The organism is Marinicrinis lubricantis (genome assembly GCF_042658665.1).
GTDB lineage: Bacteria > Bacillota > Bacilli > Paenibacillales > KCTC-33676 > Marinicrinis > Marinicrinis lubricantis.
On record NZ_JBHSQV010000182.1, the window covers coordinates 41,805 to 59,356 of the forward strand.

The 17,552-nt window shown below is 49.5% G+C and carries 18 protein-coding genes; 10 read left to right on the forward strand and 8 right to left on the reverse strand.

All coding sequences use genetic code 11. The annotated features are described in order from the left end of the window. Nucleotides 1-9 precede the first annotated feature (9 nt). From ACFPXP_RS19230 to ACFPXP_RS19240, 3 genes are read left to right on the forward strand one after another with little or no spacing between them, the layout of a single operon-like run. On the forward strand, nt 10-729 hold the full coding sequence (locus ACFPXP_RS19230; RefSeq protein WP_379896017.1) for an SDR family oxidoreductase: 720 nt from the start codon (nt 10-12) through the stop codon (nt 727-729). A gap of 32 nt (nt 730-761) precedes the next feature. Beyond that, nucleotides 762-1,406: a ThuA domain-containing protein gene (locus tag ACFPXP_RS19235; RefSeq protein WP_379896018.1), complete on the forward strand. Its 645-nt coding sequence runs from the start codon at nt 762-764 to the stop codon at nt 1,404-1,406. 51 nt (nt 1,407-1,457) lie between these two features. After that, complete coding sequence (locus ACFPXP_RS19240) at nt 1,458-2,318, forward strand: EamA family transporter (RefSeq protein WP_379896019.1); 861 nt, start codon at nt 1,458-1,460, stop codon at nt 2,316-2,318. Nucleotides 2,319-2,451: 133 nt separating this feature from the next. Here the strand turns inward: ACFPXP_RS19240 and ACFPXP_RS19245 are convergent, their stop codons facing one another. From ACFPXP_RS19245 to ACFPXP_RS19260, 4 genes are all read right to left on the reverse strand, one after another. Next, the gene (locus ACFPXP_RS19245) at nt 2,452-2,610 is read right to left on the reverse strand and encodes a hypothetical protein (protein WP_379896020.1); all 159 of its coding nucleotides are present in this window, start codon (nt 2,608-2,610) and stop codon (nt 2,452-2,454) included. A gap of 423 nt (nt 2,611-3,033) precedes the next feature. Further along, nucleotides 3,034-4,872 carry an ABC transporter ATP-binding protein gene (locus ACFPXP_RS19250; protein WP_379896021.1) on the reverse strand — a complete coding sequence of 613 codons (1,839 nt, stop codon included), beginning with the start codon at nt 4,870-4,872 and terminating at the stop codon, nt 3,034-3,036. After that, on the reverse strand, nt 4,865-6,601 hold the full coding sequence (locus ACFPXP_RS19255) for an ABC transporter ATP-binding protein (protein ID WP_379896022.1): 1,737 nt from the start codon (nt 6,599-6,601) through the stop codon (nt 4,865-4,867). Before ACFPXP_RS19255 ends, ACFPXP_RS19250 begins: the two co-directional genes overlap by 8 nt. 5 nt (nt 6,602-6,606) lie before the next feature. Beyond that, nucleotides 6,607-7,065, reverse strand: a complete 459-nt coding sequence (locus ACFPXP_RS19260) for a MarR family winged helix-turn-helix transcriptional regulator (RefSeq protein ID WP_379896023.1) — start codon at nt 7,063-7,065, stop codon at nt 6,607-6,609. Nucleotides 7,066-7,285: 220 nt separating this feature from the next. Between ACFPXP_RS19260 and ACFPXP_RS19265 the strand changes: the two genes are divergently transcribed. The 7 genes from ACFPXP_RS19265 to ACFPXP_RS19295 all read left to right on the forward strand — a co-directional run bounded on the left by ACFPXP_RS19265 (nt 7,286) and on the right by ACFPXP_RS19295 (nt 13,413). Continuing rightward, the gene (locus tag ACFPXP_RS19265) at nt 7,286-8,269 is read left to right on the forward strand and encodes an aldo/keto reductase (protein WP_379896024.1); all 984 of its coding nucleotides are present in this window, start codon (nt 7,286-7,288) and stop codon (nt 8,267-8,269) included. 86 nt (nt 8,270-8,355) lie between these two features. Further along, nucleotides 8,356-9,294: an aldo/keto reductase family protein gene (locus ACFPXP_RS19270; protein ID WP_379896025.1), complete on the forward strand. Its 939-nt coding sequence runs from the start codon at nt 8,356-8,358 to the stop codon at nt 9,292-9,294. Nucleotides 9,295-9,674: 380 nt separating this feature from the next. Continuing rightward, nucleotides 9,675-10,241, forward strand: a complete 567-nt coding sequence (locus tag ACFPXP_RS19275) for a hypothetical protein (RefSeq protein WP_379896026.1) — start codon at nt 9,675-9,677, stop codon at nt 10,239-10,241. A 38-nt stretch (nt 10,242-10,279) separates the two neighbouring features. Next, the gene (locus ACFPXP_RS19280; protein ID WP_379896027.1) at nt 10,280-11,734 is read left to right on the forward strand and encodes a sensor histidine kinase; all 1,455 of its coding nucleotides are present in this window, start codon (nt 10,280-10,282) and stop codon (nt 11,732-11,734) included. A 36-nt stretch (nt 11,735-11,770) separates the two neighbouring features. Next, on the forward strand, nt 11,771-12,058 hold the full coding sequence (locus tag ACFPXP_RS19285) for a hypothetical protein (RefSeq protein ID WP_379896028.1): 288 nt from the start codon (nt 11,771-11,773) through the stop codon (nt 12,056-12,058). A 24-nt stretch (nt 12,059-12,082) separates the two neighbouring features. Further along, nucleotides 12,083-12,535: a MarR family winged helix-turn-helix transcriptional regulator gene (locus ACFPXP_RS19290; RefSeq protein WP_379896029.1), complete on the forward strand. Its 453-nt coding sequence runs from the start codon at nt 12,083-12,085 to the stop codon at nt 12,533-12,535. A gap of 113 nt (nt 12,536-12,648) precedes the next feature. Next, nucleotides 12,649-13,413, forward strand: a complete 765-nt coding sequence (locus tag ACFPXP_RS19295) for a pirin family protein (protein WP_379896030.1) — start codon at nt 12,649-12,651, stop codon at nt 13,411-13,413. A gap of 113 nt (nt 13,414-13,526) precedes the next feature. On the opposite strand, the gene ACFPXP_RS19300 is transcribed toward ACFPXP_RS19295, so the two are convergent. The 4 genes from ACFPXP_RS19300 to ACFPXP_RS19315 form a co-directional block, all read right to left on the reverse strand. Beyond that, nucleotides 13,527-14,150, reverse strand: a complete 624-nt coding sequence (locus ACFPXP_RS19300; protein WP_379896031.1) for a YcnI family copper-binding membrane protein — start codon at nt 14,148-14,150, stop codon at nt 13,527-13,529. Between the two features lie 36 nt (nt 14,151-14,186). Then, a complete protein-coding gene (locus ACFPXP_RS19305) occupies nt 14,187-15,770 on the reverse strand; it encodes a copper resistance CopC/CopD family protein (RefSeq protein ID WP_379896032.1) in 1,584 nt (527 codons plus the stop codon). 99 nt (nt 15,771-15,869) lie between these two features. Next, nucleotides 15,870-16,538: a response regulator gene (locus ACFPXP_RS19310; RefSeq protein ID WP_379896033.1), complete on the reverse strand. Its 669-nt coding sequence runs from the start codon at nt 16,536-16,538 to the stop codon at nt 15,870-15,872. Beyond that, nucleotides 16,535-17,347 carry a sensor histidine kinase gene (locus ACFPXP_RS19315; RefSeq protein WP_379896034.1) on the reverse strand — a complete coding sequence of 271 codons (813 nt, stop codon included), beginning with the start codon at nt 17,345-17,347 and terminating at the stop codon, nt 16,535-16,537. The genes ACFPXP_RS19310 and ACFPXP_RS19315 overlap by 4 nt, the downstream gene beginning before the upstream one ends. Between the last annotated feature and the right edge of the window lie 205 nt (nt 17,348-17,552).

Below are 17,552 nucleotides of genomic sequence, written 5' to 3' on the forward strand. Positions count from 1 at the left end.
GGATGCATCATGATGGGGAACATGGCACTCGTGACAGGCGCTGGCCGGGGTGTTGGATTCGCACTGGTTAAGCAGCTGCTGGATAAGGGTTGGACCGTTTTTGCAGGAATGCATACGCAGGAGGAAAGACTGATGGAGCTGCAGCACCTTCGCGGAGAGCAGCTGCATGCGGTGCTGATGGATGTATCCAGCACCGAAAGCGTGCATCAGGCCAAAAAGCAGGTCGAAGAACATACGGATCGTCTGGACCTGGTCATTAATAATGCAGCGATTTTAGGCGATACGGAGCGTACGATTTTGGACGGCTTGGATTTGGAGGATGTTCAGCAGGTGTTCAATGTCAACACATTGGGTCCGCTGCGTACAGCGGAGGCGTTCATGCCTCTTCTGCTAAACAGTGAGCAAAAGCTGATGGTCAATATTTCGTCGGAAGCAGGGAGAATCGGCGTGAATGGGCGTAACTCCTGGTTCGCCTACACGATGTCCAAGTCGGCACTCAACATGCAGTCGGTGCTGATTCATAACCAGATCAAGCAGGAGGGAGGTCAAGTGCTGATTCTCCATCCCGGCTGGGTGAAAACCTATATGCGCGGCGTATTGGACGAAGCGGCGGACTTGACGCCCGAGCAGTCAGCGGAAGGGATCCTGCAGCAAATTGAACGCCACAAGGAATGGATGGGCGATCATCCGGCGTTTATCGACTATGCTGGAAATAAAATGACATGGTAATTGATCGAGAGAATAGAGGAGGGGATATTGGGATGAAACCGAAAACGAAAGCGCTCTTCATTGGAGACAATGCACAGGCGCCATACCATCCTTTGCAGCCTGTAAGACAAGAGATGCTCAGTATACTGGAAGAAGCGTTCGAAGTGGACGCGACCGATGAGTATGGGTATTTTTCGCTGGAAACATTAAAGCGTTATGAGCTGTTGATATCCTATACGGACCGCTGGAATGAGGCGCTGTCGTCACAGCAAACCGCGGATCTACTTACATATGTCAGCCAAGGAGGCGGCCTGCTCGTCATCCATAACGGCATTTCATTGCAAGCGCGTCCCGAGCTGAGTCAGCTCATTGGCGCGAGATTCACCGGACATCCGCCGTATCAGGAATTGCCATTTCGGGTGAGCGCAGCTGAACATGAGATCATGAAAGGCATTTCGGCCTTTGACATGGATGAGGAGCCGTATCAGTTTGAGTTCGATCCGTTTACGAAGCGGGAAACACTGCTGGAGTATGAACTGGATGGAAAAAAGCACCCCGCCGCCTGGGTGCATCCATTCGGTCTAGGCCGAGTCGTGTTTCTGATGCCGGGTCATCATCTACACTCCTTCAAGCATCTGGAATTTCGTAAGCTCATTGTTCAGGGAGCGCGTTTCGCTGCAAACCCATCCGTTGGATAACGGGTCGGCTCCCTGCGACGCTACAAAATCCGAATAAAAGCAGGTCGCATCATGAGTATGATATTAGCATTATTTGCCGCTCTATTTGCTTCACTTACAGCTATTCTAGCAAAAATCGGAATTGAACATGTGAATTCCAACTTAGCCACAGCGATCCGAACGATCGTCGTGCTCCTTATGGCATGGATGATCGTCGTCGTGACTGGGCAGATGGATATGATATCGCAGATTCGAACGAGCGCGCTGTGGTATATTGCATTCTCCGGTCTCGCCACGGGATGCTCATGGTTGTTTTTCTTTAAAGCACTGGCCATTGGCGATGTATCCAAGGTCGTCCCAATTGATAAAGCCAGTATCGTGCTGACGATTGCTTTTTCCATCATCGTATTAGATGAACCGGCAGATCCGCTTGTTTTGGCAGGAGGGGCCATCATTGCTGTTGGAACGTTCATCTTAATTGGAAAAAATGAACAGAAGAAGCGATTCTCGGGCTCCCAAATCTATATTGCTTATGCGATGATCGCTGCGTTTTTTGCTGCATTAACGTCCATACTAGCGAAGATCGGAATGGAAGATGTTGATTCCAATGTGGCTACCTTTTTAAGAACGATCGTGATTGTGATATTTGCTTGGGTGATTGTACTTTTTCAAGGTACGCATAAGGAGATGCGGCGAATTACAAAAAAGAGCTATCTCTATTTGATTCTGTCAGGAATCGCGACAGGCTTGTCTTGGTTATGCTATTTCGGGGCCATAGCCATCGGCAAGGTGTCCGTCGTGGCTCCCATCGATAAATTCAGTGTGGTCCTGACGATGATATTGAGCTTTATTTTTTTGAAGGAAAAGGCGCGCGGGCACACTATTGTCGGCGGAATCGTGATCACGGCGGGAACGGTAATGCTCATAATATAGCGATATAGTGTCTTACGAAGCTTGAGCTGTCACGGCTTTGGCTTGTTTAAAACCACTCATCTCAAAAAAACGGCACCTCCGGCGGTTAGATATGTGTAACCGCCGGAGGTGCCGTTCAATTCGGATTAGTGGTTTATTTGTTTTTATTTTTTAATTGTTTAATGATGTTCTGGAGATCGTCCGCTAAACCAGCTAATGCTTGGGAGGAGGACGTGATTTCTTCCATGGAGGCAAGCTGTTCCTCAGCAGCGGCTAAGACGTTCTGTGACTTCTCTGCCGAGTCTTTGGCCACAGAGTTGAGTATCTATTGTATCGATGTTATTTTAACTAAATTCTAATTATTCGACATATTTTTTAATTTTCCTTGTTGTTTATTCTCCTTGAAATAAGGTTTACAATTTCACTTGTCTTTAAGTGATCCGTATTTAAATGCTCTTGATAAATATCATTTCTGAAAGCTTCAACACATGGAGCTGTCCATTGGAATGACCATCCTCCTACTTTGTCGCCACGCTTGATTAATCTGTTCTAAATGGTGTCCTCTGAAGCAATTAAACTACATTAATGGGATACGATAGAAGCGAAAGAAGATAACACAATTCCAGAAGAACACACAAAAAAGGATGCTCACCAAGAGGTAAAGCCCCTTGCGTGATGCATCCTTTATTCACGTATTCATTCGTATTCTATGGAGTCCGATGAGGAGTTATTGTCCTTAGCCAACCCGTTTGAATTGGCTGGTGTACAGCTCATAGTAGAAGCCCTGCTGCTGTACAAGCTCATCATGGCTGCCGCGCTCAATAATTTCGCCGCCATGAGTGACGAGGATTTGATCGGCATTACGAATCGTGCTTAAGCGGTGCGCAATGACGAAGCTGGTCCGCCCGTCCATGAGCGTATGCATCGCTTCTTGTATTTGCATCTCTGTCCTCGTGTCAATGCTGCTCGTTGCTTCATCGAGAATGAGGATCGACGGATTCGCTAAGATAGCGCGAGCAATCGTAATGAGCTGCCGCTGGCCGTGGCTTAGGTTGCCGCCTTCTGCAGACAGCATCGTGTCATAGCCCTGAGGAAGCTTCTGAATGAAGGCATCAGCGTTCGCGAGGCGTGCCACTTCCACTACTTCCTCGTCTGTTGCGTCAAGACGACCGTACCGAATATTCTCCCTGACGGTTGCGGAGAACAGGTAAGCGTCCTGCAGCACGATCCCCAGCTGTCCGCGCAGCGCTTCCTTATCCCAAGACTGGATCGGCTTCCCGTCGATCAGAATCGTACCGCGATCGATATCGTAAAAGCGGGTGAGCAAATTGACGATCGTCGTTTTGCCGGCGCCAGTTGGACCGACGAGGGCGATCGTTTCACCCGGCTTCGCGTGCAGCGATACGTTTTTCAGAACCGGCACGTTCTGCTTGTAGCTGAACGTGACATGATCGAGCAAGACATCACCACGGATTGGCCGAATCTCGCTTTCCCTGGCATCTGCTTCAAATTCCGATGGCGTGTCGATGACCTCGAATACCCGTTCCGCACCGGCAACGGCCGATTGCAGCATGTTGAACTGGTTGGCGAGCTCGTTAATCGGCCGGCCGAACTGCTTCGAATAGTTCATGAAGCTGACGACAACGCCGATCGAGGTGAAATCCTTGAAGACCATCCAACCGCCGACTGCGGCGAGAAGGGCAAAGCTCAAGTTGTTGACGAAGTTCATCACAGGGCCCATCATGCCGGAGAAAATCTGCGATTTGATTCCTGTTTCTTTGAGCTTGTCATTGATCGTTTGAAATTCGGTCATGGCCATTTCTTCTCGGCGGTAGACTTGCACGACCTTTTGTCCGGTAACCATTTCCTCGATGTATCCGTTCAGCTGGCCTAAGCTTTGCTGTTGACCACTGAAGTGCTTTCTCGTGCGAACCGCGATTTGCTTCGTAATCCCGATCACGATGGGAATGGTTACTAAGCTGAGCAGTGTAAGCCACAGGTCGAGGCTGAGCATGAGAGCAAGCGCCCCGACGAGCGTAAGAATGCTGGACATGAGCTGAATGACGCTCTGATTCAACGAGTTCGAAACATTCTCCATATCATTCGTCGTGCGGCTCATTAGCTCGCCATGTGTCTTGCTGTCAAAAAAACGCAGAGGCAGCTTTTGGAGCTGGTTAAACAGATCCCCACGCATGACTTTTACCGTTCGTTGGGAGACCCCGACCATCACATAGGTTTGTATCCACTGTGCAGCAGATGAACCGACATAGACCGCAAGCAGAAGTAGGCACATCCAGAGCAGTCCGCTGGAATCCCCGGGAATGACGTAGTCGTCGATAGCCAGCCCTAACAAATAAGGACCGGCCAGTGTGAGACCAGTGACGGCCAATGTAAGGACAAAGACGACAATTAACCCTTTCGCTTGGCCCCCCATGTAATGCCATATTCGTTTCAACGTGCCGAGCGTATCCTTGGCCTGCACTTTCGGCCCCATATGCATCGGACCTCGTCCAAAGCCCGGGGGATGGCTCATCGGTCTGCTTTCTTGAGGCTTGTGCTGAGCGGTTTCAGCCATAGAGGACATCCTCCTTTCCAAGCTGTGATTCATAAATGTCGCGGTATACTGCACTTTCTCGCATCAGCTCGTCATGTGTGCCGCGGGAGACGATGCGGCCCTCATCCATGACGATAATTTGATCGGCCTCCAGTACGGAGGAAATTCGCTGCGCGATAATGATGTTCGTGCAGTGCCGCATCATCTCTTTCAGCGCTTTTTGAATTCTGGATTCGGTCCCTAAGTCTACAGCACTTGTGCTGTCGTCCAGTATGAGAATGGAAGGCCTGAGCAGAAGGGCGCGTGCAATCGAAATTCGCTGCTTCTGACCGCCGGATAGGTTGATCCCGCGCTGGCCGAGCTGTGTATCGTAGCCATCCGGCATCTGCATGATGAAGTCATGGGCCTGTGCTGCTTTTGCCGCTTCGATGATTTCCTCCATTTTGGCATCAGGGCGTCCGAAGCAAATATTGTCACGGATGGAGCCGCTGAACAGGATCGCCTGCTGCAGCACCATGCCTACCTTGCTGCGCAAATGGTGCAGATCGATGTCTCGAATTTCTACGCCGTCGATGAGAATGGTTCCGGCCGCTGCTTCATACAAGCGCGGAATCAGATTCACGAGGCTTGACTTTCCTGCGCCGGTCGCACCCAAGATGGCGAGTGTCTGCCCAGGCTTGGCGGTGAAGCTGAGATCTTTAAGCACCATATCCTGTTCGCTCGTTCCATAACCGAAGGAAACATTCCGGAACGTGACTTCACCCTCGCGAATGACATCTGTACGGGCGTTCGGAGCATTGCGAATTTCCGATTGCAACTCCATGACCTCTTGAATACGGTCGGCAGAAACCTTCGCCCGCGAAATTGACATCAGCATCATACCGATCATCATCAGCGAGAACAAGACCTGCGTCATGTAATTGATGAAAGCGACCAGATCGCCGACGGCGATCGAAGTCTCCCATACCTGGTGGCCTCCATACCAGAGGACGGCAACGATCCCGATGTTCAAGATGAGGGACAGCACAGGAAGGTTCAGGGCGACGATTCGCCCAGCTTTGATAGCGGTTTCCATATAGTCGTGGTTGGCGCGATCAAAACGGCGGCTTTCGAACTTGGAACGAACGAACGCCTTTACCGCCCGAATACCGCTTAAATTTTCCTGCAGCACCGTATTCACCTGATCCAGCTTTTTTTGTACGACGGAAAAGTACGGAAAAGCGAAACGAATAATCCAGAGCAGTGTAATGAACAGGACAGGAATTACAATGGCCATAATGATCGTCAGACGCAGGCTGATCGTAAGGGCCATAATGAAGCTGCCGACAACCAATAGCGGGGAGCGGACAAATACGCGCAGTGCCATCTGAACGATCGTCTGCAGCTGTACGATGTCGTTCGTTAATCGCGTGATCAAAGAGCCGGTTTTGACCTGATCCAGATTGCGAAAGGAAAAGGTCTGAATGTGGCGGAATAAATCTTCACGGAGATCAGCTCCGAATTTCTGTGAAGCGATGCTGGAGTAGATGGTACAGCCGACGCCGCCAAGCAGACCGATGAAAGCGACGATCACCATCCATATCCCGTTGTGCTGAATGTAAGCAAGGTCACGGTTCATGACGCCTTCATTAATGATGTCGGCCATCAGCCTAGGCTGCAGCAGATCCATAGCGACTTCGATCATCATCAGCAGTGGGGCGGCCAAGGTCGCGGCTAGGTAAGGCTTCAAATATTTCGTTAGCTTCCACATGGGGTTCACCTCGAATCGGGAGCGGAATATTTTTTTTCGTTATCTTTCAGATTGTCGTGAATTCGGTTCAGAAATTGACGGAGCTGCAGCTTCTCCTCCTCCGAAAAATCTTGAAAGCAGACCTCCTCCAGCTGGTGCAGCGCTTCTCGGACCTCTTGGCTGATCTGCCTTCCTTTGTCCGTCAAATAAACCCGGGAAATACGCTGATCCTTCTCATCCGGCTTGCGCAGGACAACACCGTGCTTCTCCAGCCGCTTCAGGGCGACCGTCAAGGTGGCTGGCTTAATTCGGAGCTGCTGAGCAAGTTCGTTCTGGCTCAGCCCTTCCTGTCTGGCAAGACGCAGCAGCAGCGGGGGCTGTCCAGGATAGACTTCGCCGTGCTCCATCATGAGATGAACGCTGTAATGGTGCAGCTTCACGATATGCGACAGCATGCGGGTTAGAGGCTGCGACTGAATGTCCATACGGAAAACCCTCCTTTATATTTAGTCGACTAATTAATAGTGTATTCGCATGATTCCGTTTGTTCAAGATTTTTTTTTCGATATACAGCGGATTAGCGCTATAAGATATATCAAAAAAGGCATGTGACCCAAAGGTTGGTCTTTTATTCGCGGAAGGGTAGGGTTATGATGGAAAAGTAAGGATGTAAGCGAATTCGAAAAATGAAGGAGGAATCGATCCATGAAATATGCAAGCTTAGGCCGCAGCGGCATGAAGGTAAGCAAGCTATGCTTGGGTACGATGAATTTCGGCGTGAATACCGAGGAGCAGGAGGCGTTCCGTATGATGGACGCCGCACTCGATGCGGGAATTAACTTTTTTGATACCGCTAACATATATGGCTGGGGAGAGAATGCCGGCAGAACCGAGGAGATTATCGGCAAGTGGTTCAGCCAAGGCGGCGGACGCAGGGAAAAAGTCGTGCTGGCTACGAAGTTTTACGGCGATATGAACGATCAGACGGATGGACCGAACACGAAAGAAGGCTTGTCTGGATACAAGCTGCGCAGACATTTGGAAGGCTCGCTGCGCCGCCTGCAGACCGATCATATTGAGCTGTACCAGATGCATCATGTGGATCGAAATGTATCTTGGGATGAGCTGTGGGAAGCGTACCGCATTGCCATGATTCAAGGGAAGATCGGCTACGCGGGTTCCAGCAATTTTGCTGCCCGGGATTTAGTGAAAGCGCAGTATGAAGCGAAGAACCGCGGCATGCTGGGGCTCGTGTCTGAACAGCACCGCTACAATTTGCTGTGCAGAATGCCTGAGCTGGAAGTGCTTCCTGCAGCGGAAGAGCACGGCATCGGCGTTGTGGCGTGGAGTCCGCTCAGCGGCGGCCTGCTTGGCGGCAATGCGCTGAAGCCTCCGGTGTCAGGCTCTCGCACCGAAAGCACGCAGGAATGGATTAATGCTCACCGTGCGCAGCTCGAAGCGTTCAGCAAGCTGTGTCAGGAGCTCGGCGAGAGCGAGGCGAATGTGGCTTTAGCTTGGACGCTGCAGCATCCGGCCATGACTGCGCCGATTATTGGACCGCGTACCGTCAGCCAATTAGAAGGCTCGCTGCGTGCAGTGGAAATCGAGCTGAGTGAAGAAGTGCTCAAGAAGCTCGATGAAATTTTCCCGGGACCGGGCGGAGAAGCACCGCAAGCATACGCTTGGTAAACGTGAAATAATACTGTGCTTTTCTTTTGCACAGTATTTCATTACAATAGGAATTGTAAACGTATTCCACAAAGGAGGATGAATCAATGCAGTACCGTAAATTGGGCCGTACCGGTCTGAAGGTAAGCGAGATTAGCTTGGGCAGCTGGTTAACCTACGGAGGATACGTGGAGAAGGAAAACGCGGTGAAGTCCATACATACTGCCTATGAGGCTGGAGTGAATTTCTTTGATACCGCGAATGTGTATGAAAAGGGTGCGGCGGAAATCTTGGTCGGGGAAACGCTGAAGGCGTACCCGAGGGAATCGTACGTACTGGCTACGAAGGCGTTCTGGCCGATGGGCGAAGGGCCGAATGACCGTGGTTTGTCCCGCAAGCACGTCATGGAGCAGGCGCATGCCAGCTTGAAGAGACTTGGCCATGACTATGTCGATATTTTTTACTGCCATCGTTATGATCCAGAGACGCCTGTGGACGAGACGCTGCGCGCACTCGATGATCTGGTGCGTCAAGGCAAAGTGCTCTATGTCGGCGTCAGTGAATGGACTGCGGCTCAGATGGAAGAGGCGCTCGGCACAGCAGATAAATATTTGCTGGATCGCATTGTAGTCAACCAACCGATCTACAATATGTTCCAGCGTTATATTGAGAAGGAAATCATTCCTTTAGGAGAAAAGAAAGGGATTGGCCAGGTCGTATTTTCTCCGCTGGCGCAAGGCTTGCTGACAGGCAAGTATGTATCCGCCGATAAGCTGCCGGAAGACAGCCGTGCGGCGAAGCTGGAATGGATGCGAAACGGTATTACGGAAGAGAAAATCGACAAGGTTAATCAGCTTGTCGGCATCGCGAAGGAACTAGACATTACCGTAGGTCAGTTGGCGCTTGCCTGGATTTTGCGTCAGCCTAATGTCGCGAGTGCATTAGTCGGTGCGAGTCGGCCTGAACAGGTCACAGAGAACGTGAAGGCATCCGGTATTCAGCTGTCAGACGACGTCTTGGAGCGTATTGAACAGATTTTAGGCTGATTCGTTCTAGGGACGGCCTTACTCATATTTCATGATTGGAAAAGAGCCTGCTGCGGCTGACCGCGGCAGGCTCTTTTCATATGGTGATGAAAATGAAAGCTGCCTATTCGATGACCCTCGGGAAGTGGGAAATACCGGATTAGGTGAAAGGGTTTCCAAATTCTTTTTACAAGTTAGAAATGAAAAGTGGTCTGTATGCTTGTGACTTTGATATGGAATAGCCGAACATATTTTTTAGATACGCGATATCGCGATATATATGGGGAGTTCTTACTTTGAGCAGCGAAATTGAATGATTTTACCTGTAATTTACAGCCCATCCGATTATAATGGAAAGGGACTCCAGACTTTTGAGCAGAGGAATAGGATGGGTAAAAGCTGTGAAAAAAATTGGGATTTTCCTTTTTTTCTTAATCATCACGATCGGCATCGTCCTCGTGTCGACCACCAGACCGAACGATGAGCATCCGCAAGCCAAAGACGGAGTGCTGGATGTGACCGGCTGGAAGTTTGACAAGGACGGGATCCTCCCTTTGAACGGTGAATGGGAGTTTTATCGGGATCGACTTATTGGACCAGATCAATTCGAGGCAGATGAGCGTGGTTGGCCGATTCATAGCACGATTGAGGTTCCTAATTCATGGAATGCGTATGTATCGGAAACCCAAAACGAGGGAAGAGGCTATGGTACATATCGTTTGGTTGTAAAGCTGGACGAGCAGGATCAAATTCTCGCATTAAAAATCCCGCGTATCGCCACGGCTTACAAGCTTTGGATGAACGGCGAGCTGCTCGCTGCAAGCGGTTCTGTGGGAAGTCATGCCTCCGAAGCGATTCCTCACTATTTGCCGCAGGTCGCCTATTTTACGACGACTTCCGGAACGATAGACATCATCGTGCAGGTATCGAATTTGATCATGTCCGAGGAGGCATCTGGCTGCCCTTAGAGCTCGGTACGGACCGCCAAATTGCAACGAATGAGAAGATGGGGCTGGCTATCGATTTGTTCTTATTCGGCTGTTTATTCATTATGGGACTCTATCATTTGAGTCTATTTGCTTACAGACGCCAGGAGAAGTCGGTCCTATACTTTGGACTGTTTTGCTTGCTGCAGGCGATGAGAACCCTCATTGTCAGCCAGAGCTATTTGCTCCAGCTGTTTCCGCAGATGGATTGGACGTTCACCTTGAAGTTGGAATATGAGACCTTTTATTTGGCTTTGCCGATCGCCGCTGGATTTATTTATCATTTGTTTCCGCAAGACATGTCAAAGAAAGCACTTCGTGTCAGTCAAGGACTGGGACTGCTGTTTGGTATGTTGACCATCCTAACGCCAACCTACGAGCTGAGCCGTATGAATTGGTTATATCAATGGATTACCGTAATCACGGCTGTTTATTTGTTCACGGTGAGCTTCAAGGCAGTGGTTCGAAAGCGAGAGGATGCGCCAATGATCGCCATCGGCGCATTATGCTACGGGTTTACCGTCATCATTGACATCTTGTATTATAACGAATGGATATTCAAGGGGGACTTTGCTTCCTTTGGCCTGCTGATTGGTGTATTCAGTCAATCGTTTATATTGGCGAGAAGATTTTCCAAAGCGTTTCGCCATGTGGAAGTCATGACCGAACGTCTGCAGCAGCTGAATGTGGAATTAGAACAAAAGGTCGCGATGCGTACGGCGGATTTAAACAAAATGGAGCATGCGAGAAGGCAGCTGCTGAGCGATGTATCTCATGATTTGAAAACACCGATCACGTTAATCCAAGGCTACGTTGAAGCTTTGGCAGCGGGAATGGTGGAGGAGCTGCAGCAGCAGCGGAAATATTTGAATGTGATTTTGACGCGGGTTCAAGGATTGAACCGCTTGATCAAAGATTTGTTTGAGCTCAGCAAGCTGGAAGCGGGACAAATCGCCTTTGATTTTATTTCGATGCCAGCATCGCAATTTATCGACTATTTTTCGGACCGATACGAGCTGGAGGTTACAGGAGCCGGCAAGCGCTACGAAGTGCAAAGGCCGCTTGATCTGGCGAATTCACTTACAGATAAAGCATATGTGAGGGTAGACCTTCACAAGATGGATCAGCTGTTCACTAATCTGATACATAACGGGATACAGTACAATGATTCAGCGGATGGGGTCATCCGGCTCGTTTTTCGAATGGTTACCGATCCGTTCGGATCCGAAGGGATGCTGTTAATTCCGGTAGAGGATAACGGTCCGGGGATTGATCCGGAAGATGCGCCTAAAATTTTCGACCGATTTTATAAAAGCGACAAGACAAGAAATACTTCCGTAGGAGGCAGCGGTCTCGGCCTAGCTATTGTGAAAGAAATTGCCACTAGGCACGGCGGGGAGGTAGGAGTAAAAAGCACATTATCGAAAGGCTCAACCTTTTATGTCAGGCTGCCGATTTATTGGGAGGACATGTAGGGCCATTTAACTTTTGAACGGAGAGGATATTTCATCATGAGTGAACAGGTGAAAGTGATTCAATTTCTTAAGGGAGCGCGTGTTTATTTGCGTCCGCTGAGTTTAGCGGATACAGATCTGTATTCAAGTATGCTGTACTATCCAGAGGCTCGCAGGTTAACAGGTACGCAAAAGACGTTTACGAAGGAGCAGATTGCCCGTTATATTGAAGCAAAAGGACAAGATAATTTTAAATTATGGCATGATCTGAGCTGTTGGTTTGTAGTTGACAAACATGGAGGGACACGATATATTAATTTTAAATTAAAGATATCAAAATTTTAAGTAATGAATTTGGGGGGTGTGGGGATGGATTCGGTTCATGGCTCTGAAGATCGGGAATTGTCGCTCAAGCTGTTCGTCGTATTGTCCAAGGCGTATAAGGTGATCATGGACCATTCGGCCAAAAGCATCAAGCAGCATCGCCTGTCGCAAACCGAATTTGCGGTACTGGAGCTGCTGTATCATAAGGGACGCATTCCGCTGCAGCAGATCGGCGGAAAAATATTGGTGACGAGCGGGAGCATCACATATAACATCGATAAGCTGGAGGAAAAGGGCTACTTAAAGCGAGTTCCGTGTCCGAATGACCGCCGAGTGACCTTTGCGGAAATGACCGAGGAAGGCACCGCTCTGCTCGATCGTATTTTCCCTCAGCATGCACAGATGATGCAGCAGGTGATGAAGGGCTTGAATGAGGAAGAAAAGAAGACGGCTATTGAGCTCATTAAAAAGCTGGGCCTGCACGCAGAAAACAGCTAATTTTTTTTGGAACAACTCTTAAATTTAAGATATTTAGGAAGAGGCCGCTCATTCGGTCCGTATAGCTTTGGGCACGGAATGGGATGAGGCCTTCGCAAAGGAGGAAGTATTGTATGCAGCTGCTTATTTATCCGCCCCATTTGCAGGGGGTTGGCGCATTTGACGGGGGAGCGATTCAAGAACAAAAACCAGTCGCTTTCCCTCATGAGCGAAGTGTCGTGAAAAGAGTAGGCCCCCTTTTTTATTGGTCTTGGTTTCATGCCGAGGAGCGAGGACATATTCCGCTGCATCCCCATTCCGGCTTTGAAATTATGACATATGTCATTCATGGGAAGGCAGAGCATAAGGACACGCTTGGCACGCACAGCACAGTTGGGGCGGGCGGGGCGCAGGTCATGCAGACAGGCTCAGGTGTATCCCACGAGGAGAATATGATCGGACCTCGGATGGAAGGATTCCAAATTTGGTTCGAGCCTTACCTGAAGGAATCGATGAAATTACATCCTGCGTATGCTGCGTACGAGGAGGCGTCTTTTCCGACCCGCAGCAATAAGGGATTTTCGATGAAAACGGTGCTCGGGGAAGGCTCGCCGATTACAATTACGGCGGATGCGCGCATGTGGGATGTAGAGGTCGCTGCGGGAACGCCGTATATGCAGACGATTCCGAAAGATCGCGCTCTTGCGGTGCTGGCGGTACGCGGAGGGGGAGTCGTAAGCAGCGGTGGGAAAGAAGCGAAGTTTCATGTGAAGGATTTTATACTGCTGAATGCTTACGAGGAAGCGGAGGTTCGTTTCCAGGCTCATGAAGATGCAGGCCTTCGTCTTGTCCTGATTGAAGTGCCGATCACCGTAGACTATCCTCTTTACCGGAAGTGAGAGGCGAAAATAGTGGGGAAAGATAGTTGTTCTCGTGAATAGGGGAGTGGGTACCTGTGTACTCACTCCCCTTTAGTATGCTTGGGCCTGCGTTAAAAGTTGTCTGCGGCCGCTTATGCCTTTTTCCGAGTAAAAGCGATGATCAATGCGGCCACGCTGACGATAGCCGAGCCGATGGACACATATAACGGCAGATCGTTCGATGATTCGCCATTTTCATCCTCCGAATCGGCTGCTGTTTGGCCATGACCGTGACCGTCGGACTCCGGCGATCCTGGTGTGACTGCCGTGACCGATGCGGGCTTGTCTGCATCCGGTGCGCCGATCCATTCAACAGTCGTGCCGTTCTCGTAGGTTTGGTATGCTTTCCATACGATTTCCTGCGCTTCTTCATCGACCTTGCCCTGCATATTAAAGTCGGCGAATTCGGTATAGCTTAGGCCTTGTTCTTCTGCGGTCCATACGACACTTGTGATTTTATCCGTATCATCTCTAGTAATCTCATAGCTCCAGCCGGACTTCGGCTCGAAGCGAGTAATATTCACTTCGGCTGGTATGGCAATCTCAACCTTTATCGTAGGGGAGGCCTCTTCTTCACTAGGTACGCGAACGGTAAACTTCTCATAGGTTCCCTGCACCGTCTCTTTCGGGTATACGACGACATGAGCGCTTGCGGTCGATGCGAAAAGCATCATGATGAAGAAAACAGCCGTATATACCACACTTTTTTTCATCATTCGGTGAACATCCTTTCTCTTTTAAGATATGGCAGTTTAATAAATTTCCATTTCGGTTTTATACACATGCTCATTGTCTAATGAATCCATGACTCGGACTTCGACTTCCCATTTGCCTGCAAAGGGCAAATAAGGACCGCTGCTCTCATATTGGAAAAAACGATACCCCTCTGCATCCGGAGGTAATTCAGCGTCAGGCCTAAGCTGCAGCGGCACATCGATCGGCGCGAAGTCTTCCTGCTCCAGACTGCGCAGACGCAGCTGGGCGTTCTTCACCGATCGCTCTTCATCTGTCAGCCACACTTGGAGAGCAAACCGATTGTCTCCCGGCTCGCTCGGCGATATGGTCACCGTTGTATGCACGACCTCACCCATTTCATGCCAGTACAGCGGGGAATTGGGCGGTATCGGATTAAGGTAGGTGAATATACCGACGATGCAGGCGATCATAAGAGCCAGAGCGAAATCGACCTTGAGCAAAGGACCGATGGATTTCGCAGGAGCACCCCGCCGCATGAAGAAGCGAAGCATCCCGGCTACGATGACCACGGCGGCTGCGAGTCCGATCTTTAGCAGCAGCAATTTGCCCCAATCGGTCTTCAGCAAATATTCCAGCCTTTGAACATACAGCAGGGTAGAGCCGATCCCGCTCAAGGTGAGCACAATCATACTGGTGAGTGCCCAGCCCGAAAAGCGGGGGAGAAAAGAGATCATTTCCTCCTTAGCTCGTCTCCAATTCATCACGATCAGCAGCAGTCCCCCTGACCAAACAGCAGCGCCTGCCAGATGGATCCAATTCAAGGGAAGGGTGAAGTATACAGGTTCGATGGCCATTGCATGACCATATAAGCTCTTTGCGATGATCATCGAAGCTGCCCATAATCCATCCAGCCATCTAGATCGTCCAAGCACAAGAAAGCCGATGAGGGAAAGAAGCAGTTGGATCAACCAAGACCATCCTGCTGATGTTTGAGCCATGGCGCTGATTTGCGCCTGATCCCAGCCGTTCATCAAATCTATCAGCTGCATCACGATCAGCAGCAGCAGAGATGCTAGAAATAAGGCTTGCAGAGCAAATGGCGGTCTGCCGAACCATTGCTGGCTCGCAGGAGCCAATCCTCGCCATATGACCCAGCCGATCAACAGCAAAAATAACGCAAAATAAAGCCATCGGGCAAAGTACAGCAGTACGTCGGTGCTGCCTGTTTGAGAGGGCTGTGCACCTAGTTTGCTCCCTAGATCTGATGCCGGTGTCTCTTCTCCTACGGCAAACACATAAGATCCTTGCACCGGATGACCGTCTGCGGACATGATCTGGTAGCTAACCGTGTAGACGCCATGCTCCAGCTCAGGGAGCTGAAGACTTAGTTCTCGCTGGTCCTGACTCATTTCAGCATCTTGATTTGTGACTTTTCGGCCCTCAGGATCCAAGACGGTGACGGAGAACAACGCCTTTTCAAGCCGTTCATTGAAGATGAGCTTGATCTCGGTCGGCGCTTGATCGAGCCGTTCTCCTTGCGAGGGCTTCGCTTGGATGAGCGATGCGTGGGCAGCCGCCTGGTGTGATGTCATCATGAACATGAGCAGCACCGCTAAGGCGCAGCCAAACCATTTGTTCATCAGCTTGTCCCACACTCCTTTTTATCAATCCATGCTGCCAACTTTCATTCTATTAGAAGTATAGTCTAAGATTGTGAGTTTCATAATGACTCAATCGGGCTATTTGTCTTCTTCGGATTGAACAAACTGTGACAGGCCGTTTTTAACGGCGAAGGCGGTGAGCTGCACCCGGTTGTCTAAATTTAATTTTTCTAAAATGTTTTTAATATGATTTTTGACCGTATTTTCGGCAATGTGAAGCTGTGCCGCCACTTCCCGATTCGTTGCTCCGCCTGCGACGCAGGAGATAATCTGTTTTTCTCTATCCGTTAGGGGAAGGTCCTGTAAGTGAGGATGTTCCGACATCGATTGAAACTGATTCAGCAGCCGATCGGCTATTTTACGGGAGGCATCGGGCTCCTCGTTCATGAGGGAGCGTAAGTAAGAAGTCCACACTTCGGGATCCATATTTTTGAGCAGGTAGCCTTGGGCGCCAAATTGAAGTGCGGTGAATAAATCCGCGGCAGCATCGGAAACTGTCAGCATGACGATTTTGATCATGGGGAAAGCGTTTCGAATTTGTCGGGTTGCCTCTAAACCGCTCATATCCTTCATATGAATATCCATTAATACCAGATCAGGTGTTAACGAATGGCACATTTCAATAGCTTCAAGTCCTCCGGTCGCTTCTCCGACAATGATAAAGGTGTCGTCTGCTTCGAGTATGCTGCGAATTGCTCTGCGAGCTAGTGTATGATCATCGACAATGAGTACCCGGTATTTATTCATGCGAGTCTCCTTTCTCCGCATATGATGATTTCCGTGCCTCCGCTGGTAGGCTGCTGAATTTCTAAGACAGCACCAAGGCTGTGTGCGCGTTTTTGCATGAGGGTCAGGCCGTAGTTGTTCGTATGGCTGGCGTCCGTTTCTGTAGTGCCGCTCATGCCGCATCCGTTGTCCTTAATGATCAGCTGCCAATCTGAATCGTGATGCCTAAAAGCAATGCTCGCTTGATCGGCTCGGGAGTGCTTTCGAATATTAGTGAACGCTTCCTGGATAATGCCGAAAAGATGGACCTCTTCAGACGTATGAAAATACGATGGCGGTATGTCGATTTGTTCGTGAACTTCAATCCCGGTAAAAGTGCGCCATTCCTTAAGCCAGCTGGATATTCGCTCATGGATCGTCGTATGGCTGTCAGTAGCTGTTCTCAAATTAAAGATAGACTGCCTTAGTCCGTTGTCGATCTCCGAAACGGCGGCTTCAGCATCCTTCAGGTTGCCCTGCTTCAGACTGACTTTAAGAAAGAATAGGGTTTGTGCCATGCCGTCATGGAGCTCTCTTGCTAGCCTCTCTCGTTCTTCATATACAGCATGCTTGGACTGCTGCTTTATGAGTGCCTGCTGCATTTTTCCGATTCTGCGAAACATCCAAGTGGAAAAGACGAAGGATAGAATAAAACTGAGTGCGGTAATATAGTAATTGCCGGTCTCCATAGAAAGGACGTCCAGCAAAAATTCGTGACGTATGAATTCAAACGTACCAATTAATACAGGCGGCAGCAAAATCGAGATCCATTTCAGCCAGCGCATAGACATCGGAATCACCTCTATACTTTATGGATAGTCTTTCTCTAACAACTGACCAAATCATATGTTTTGTAGAATGAAAAATCAATCAAAACGTTGGCGGAAGAGGTGTCAATAGCTTGGATTTTTGTGCTTTTTTTAAATAAAATAATAAAAATATGAAATCACCCCTTTACATACCCTAAGGGGGTATAGTATATTATGATTATTCCAG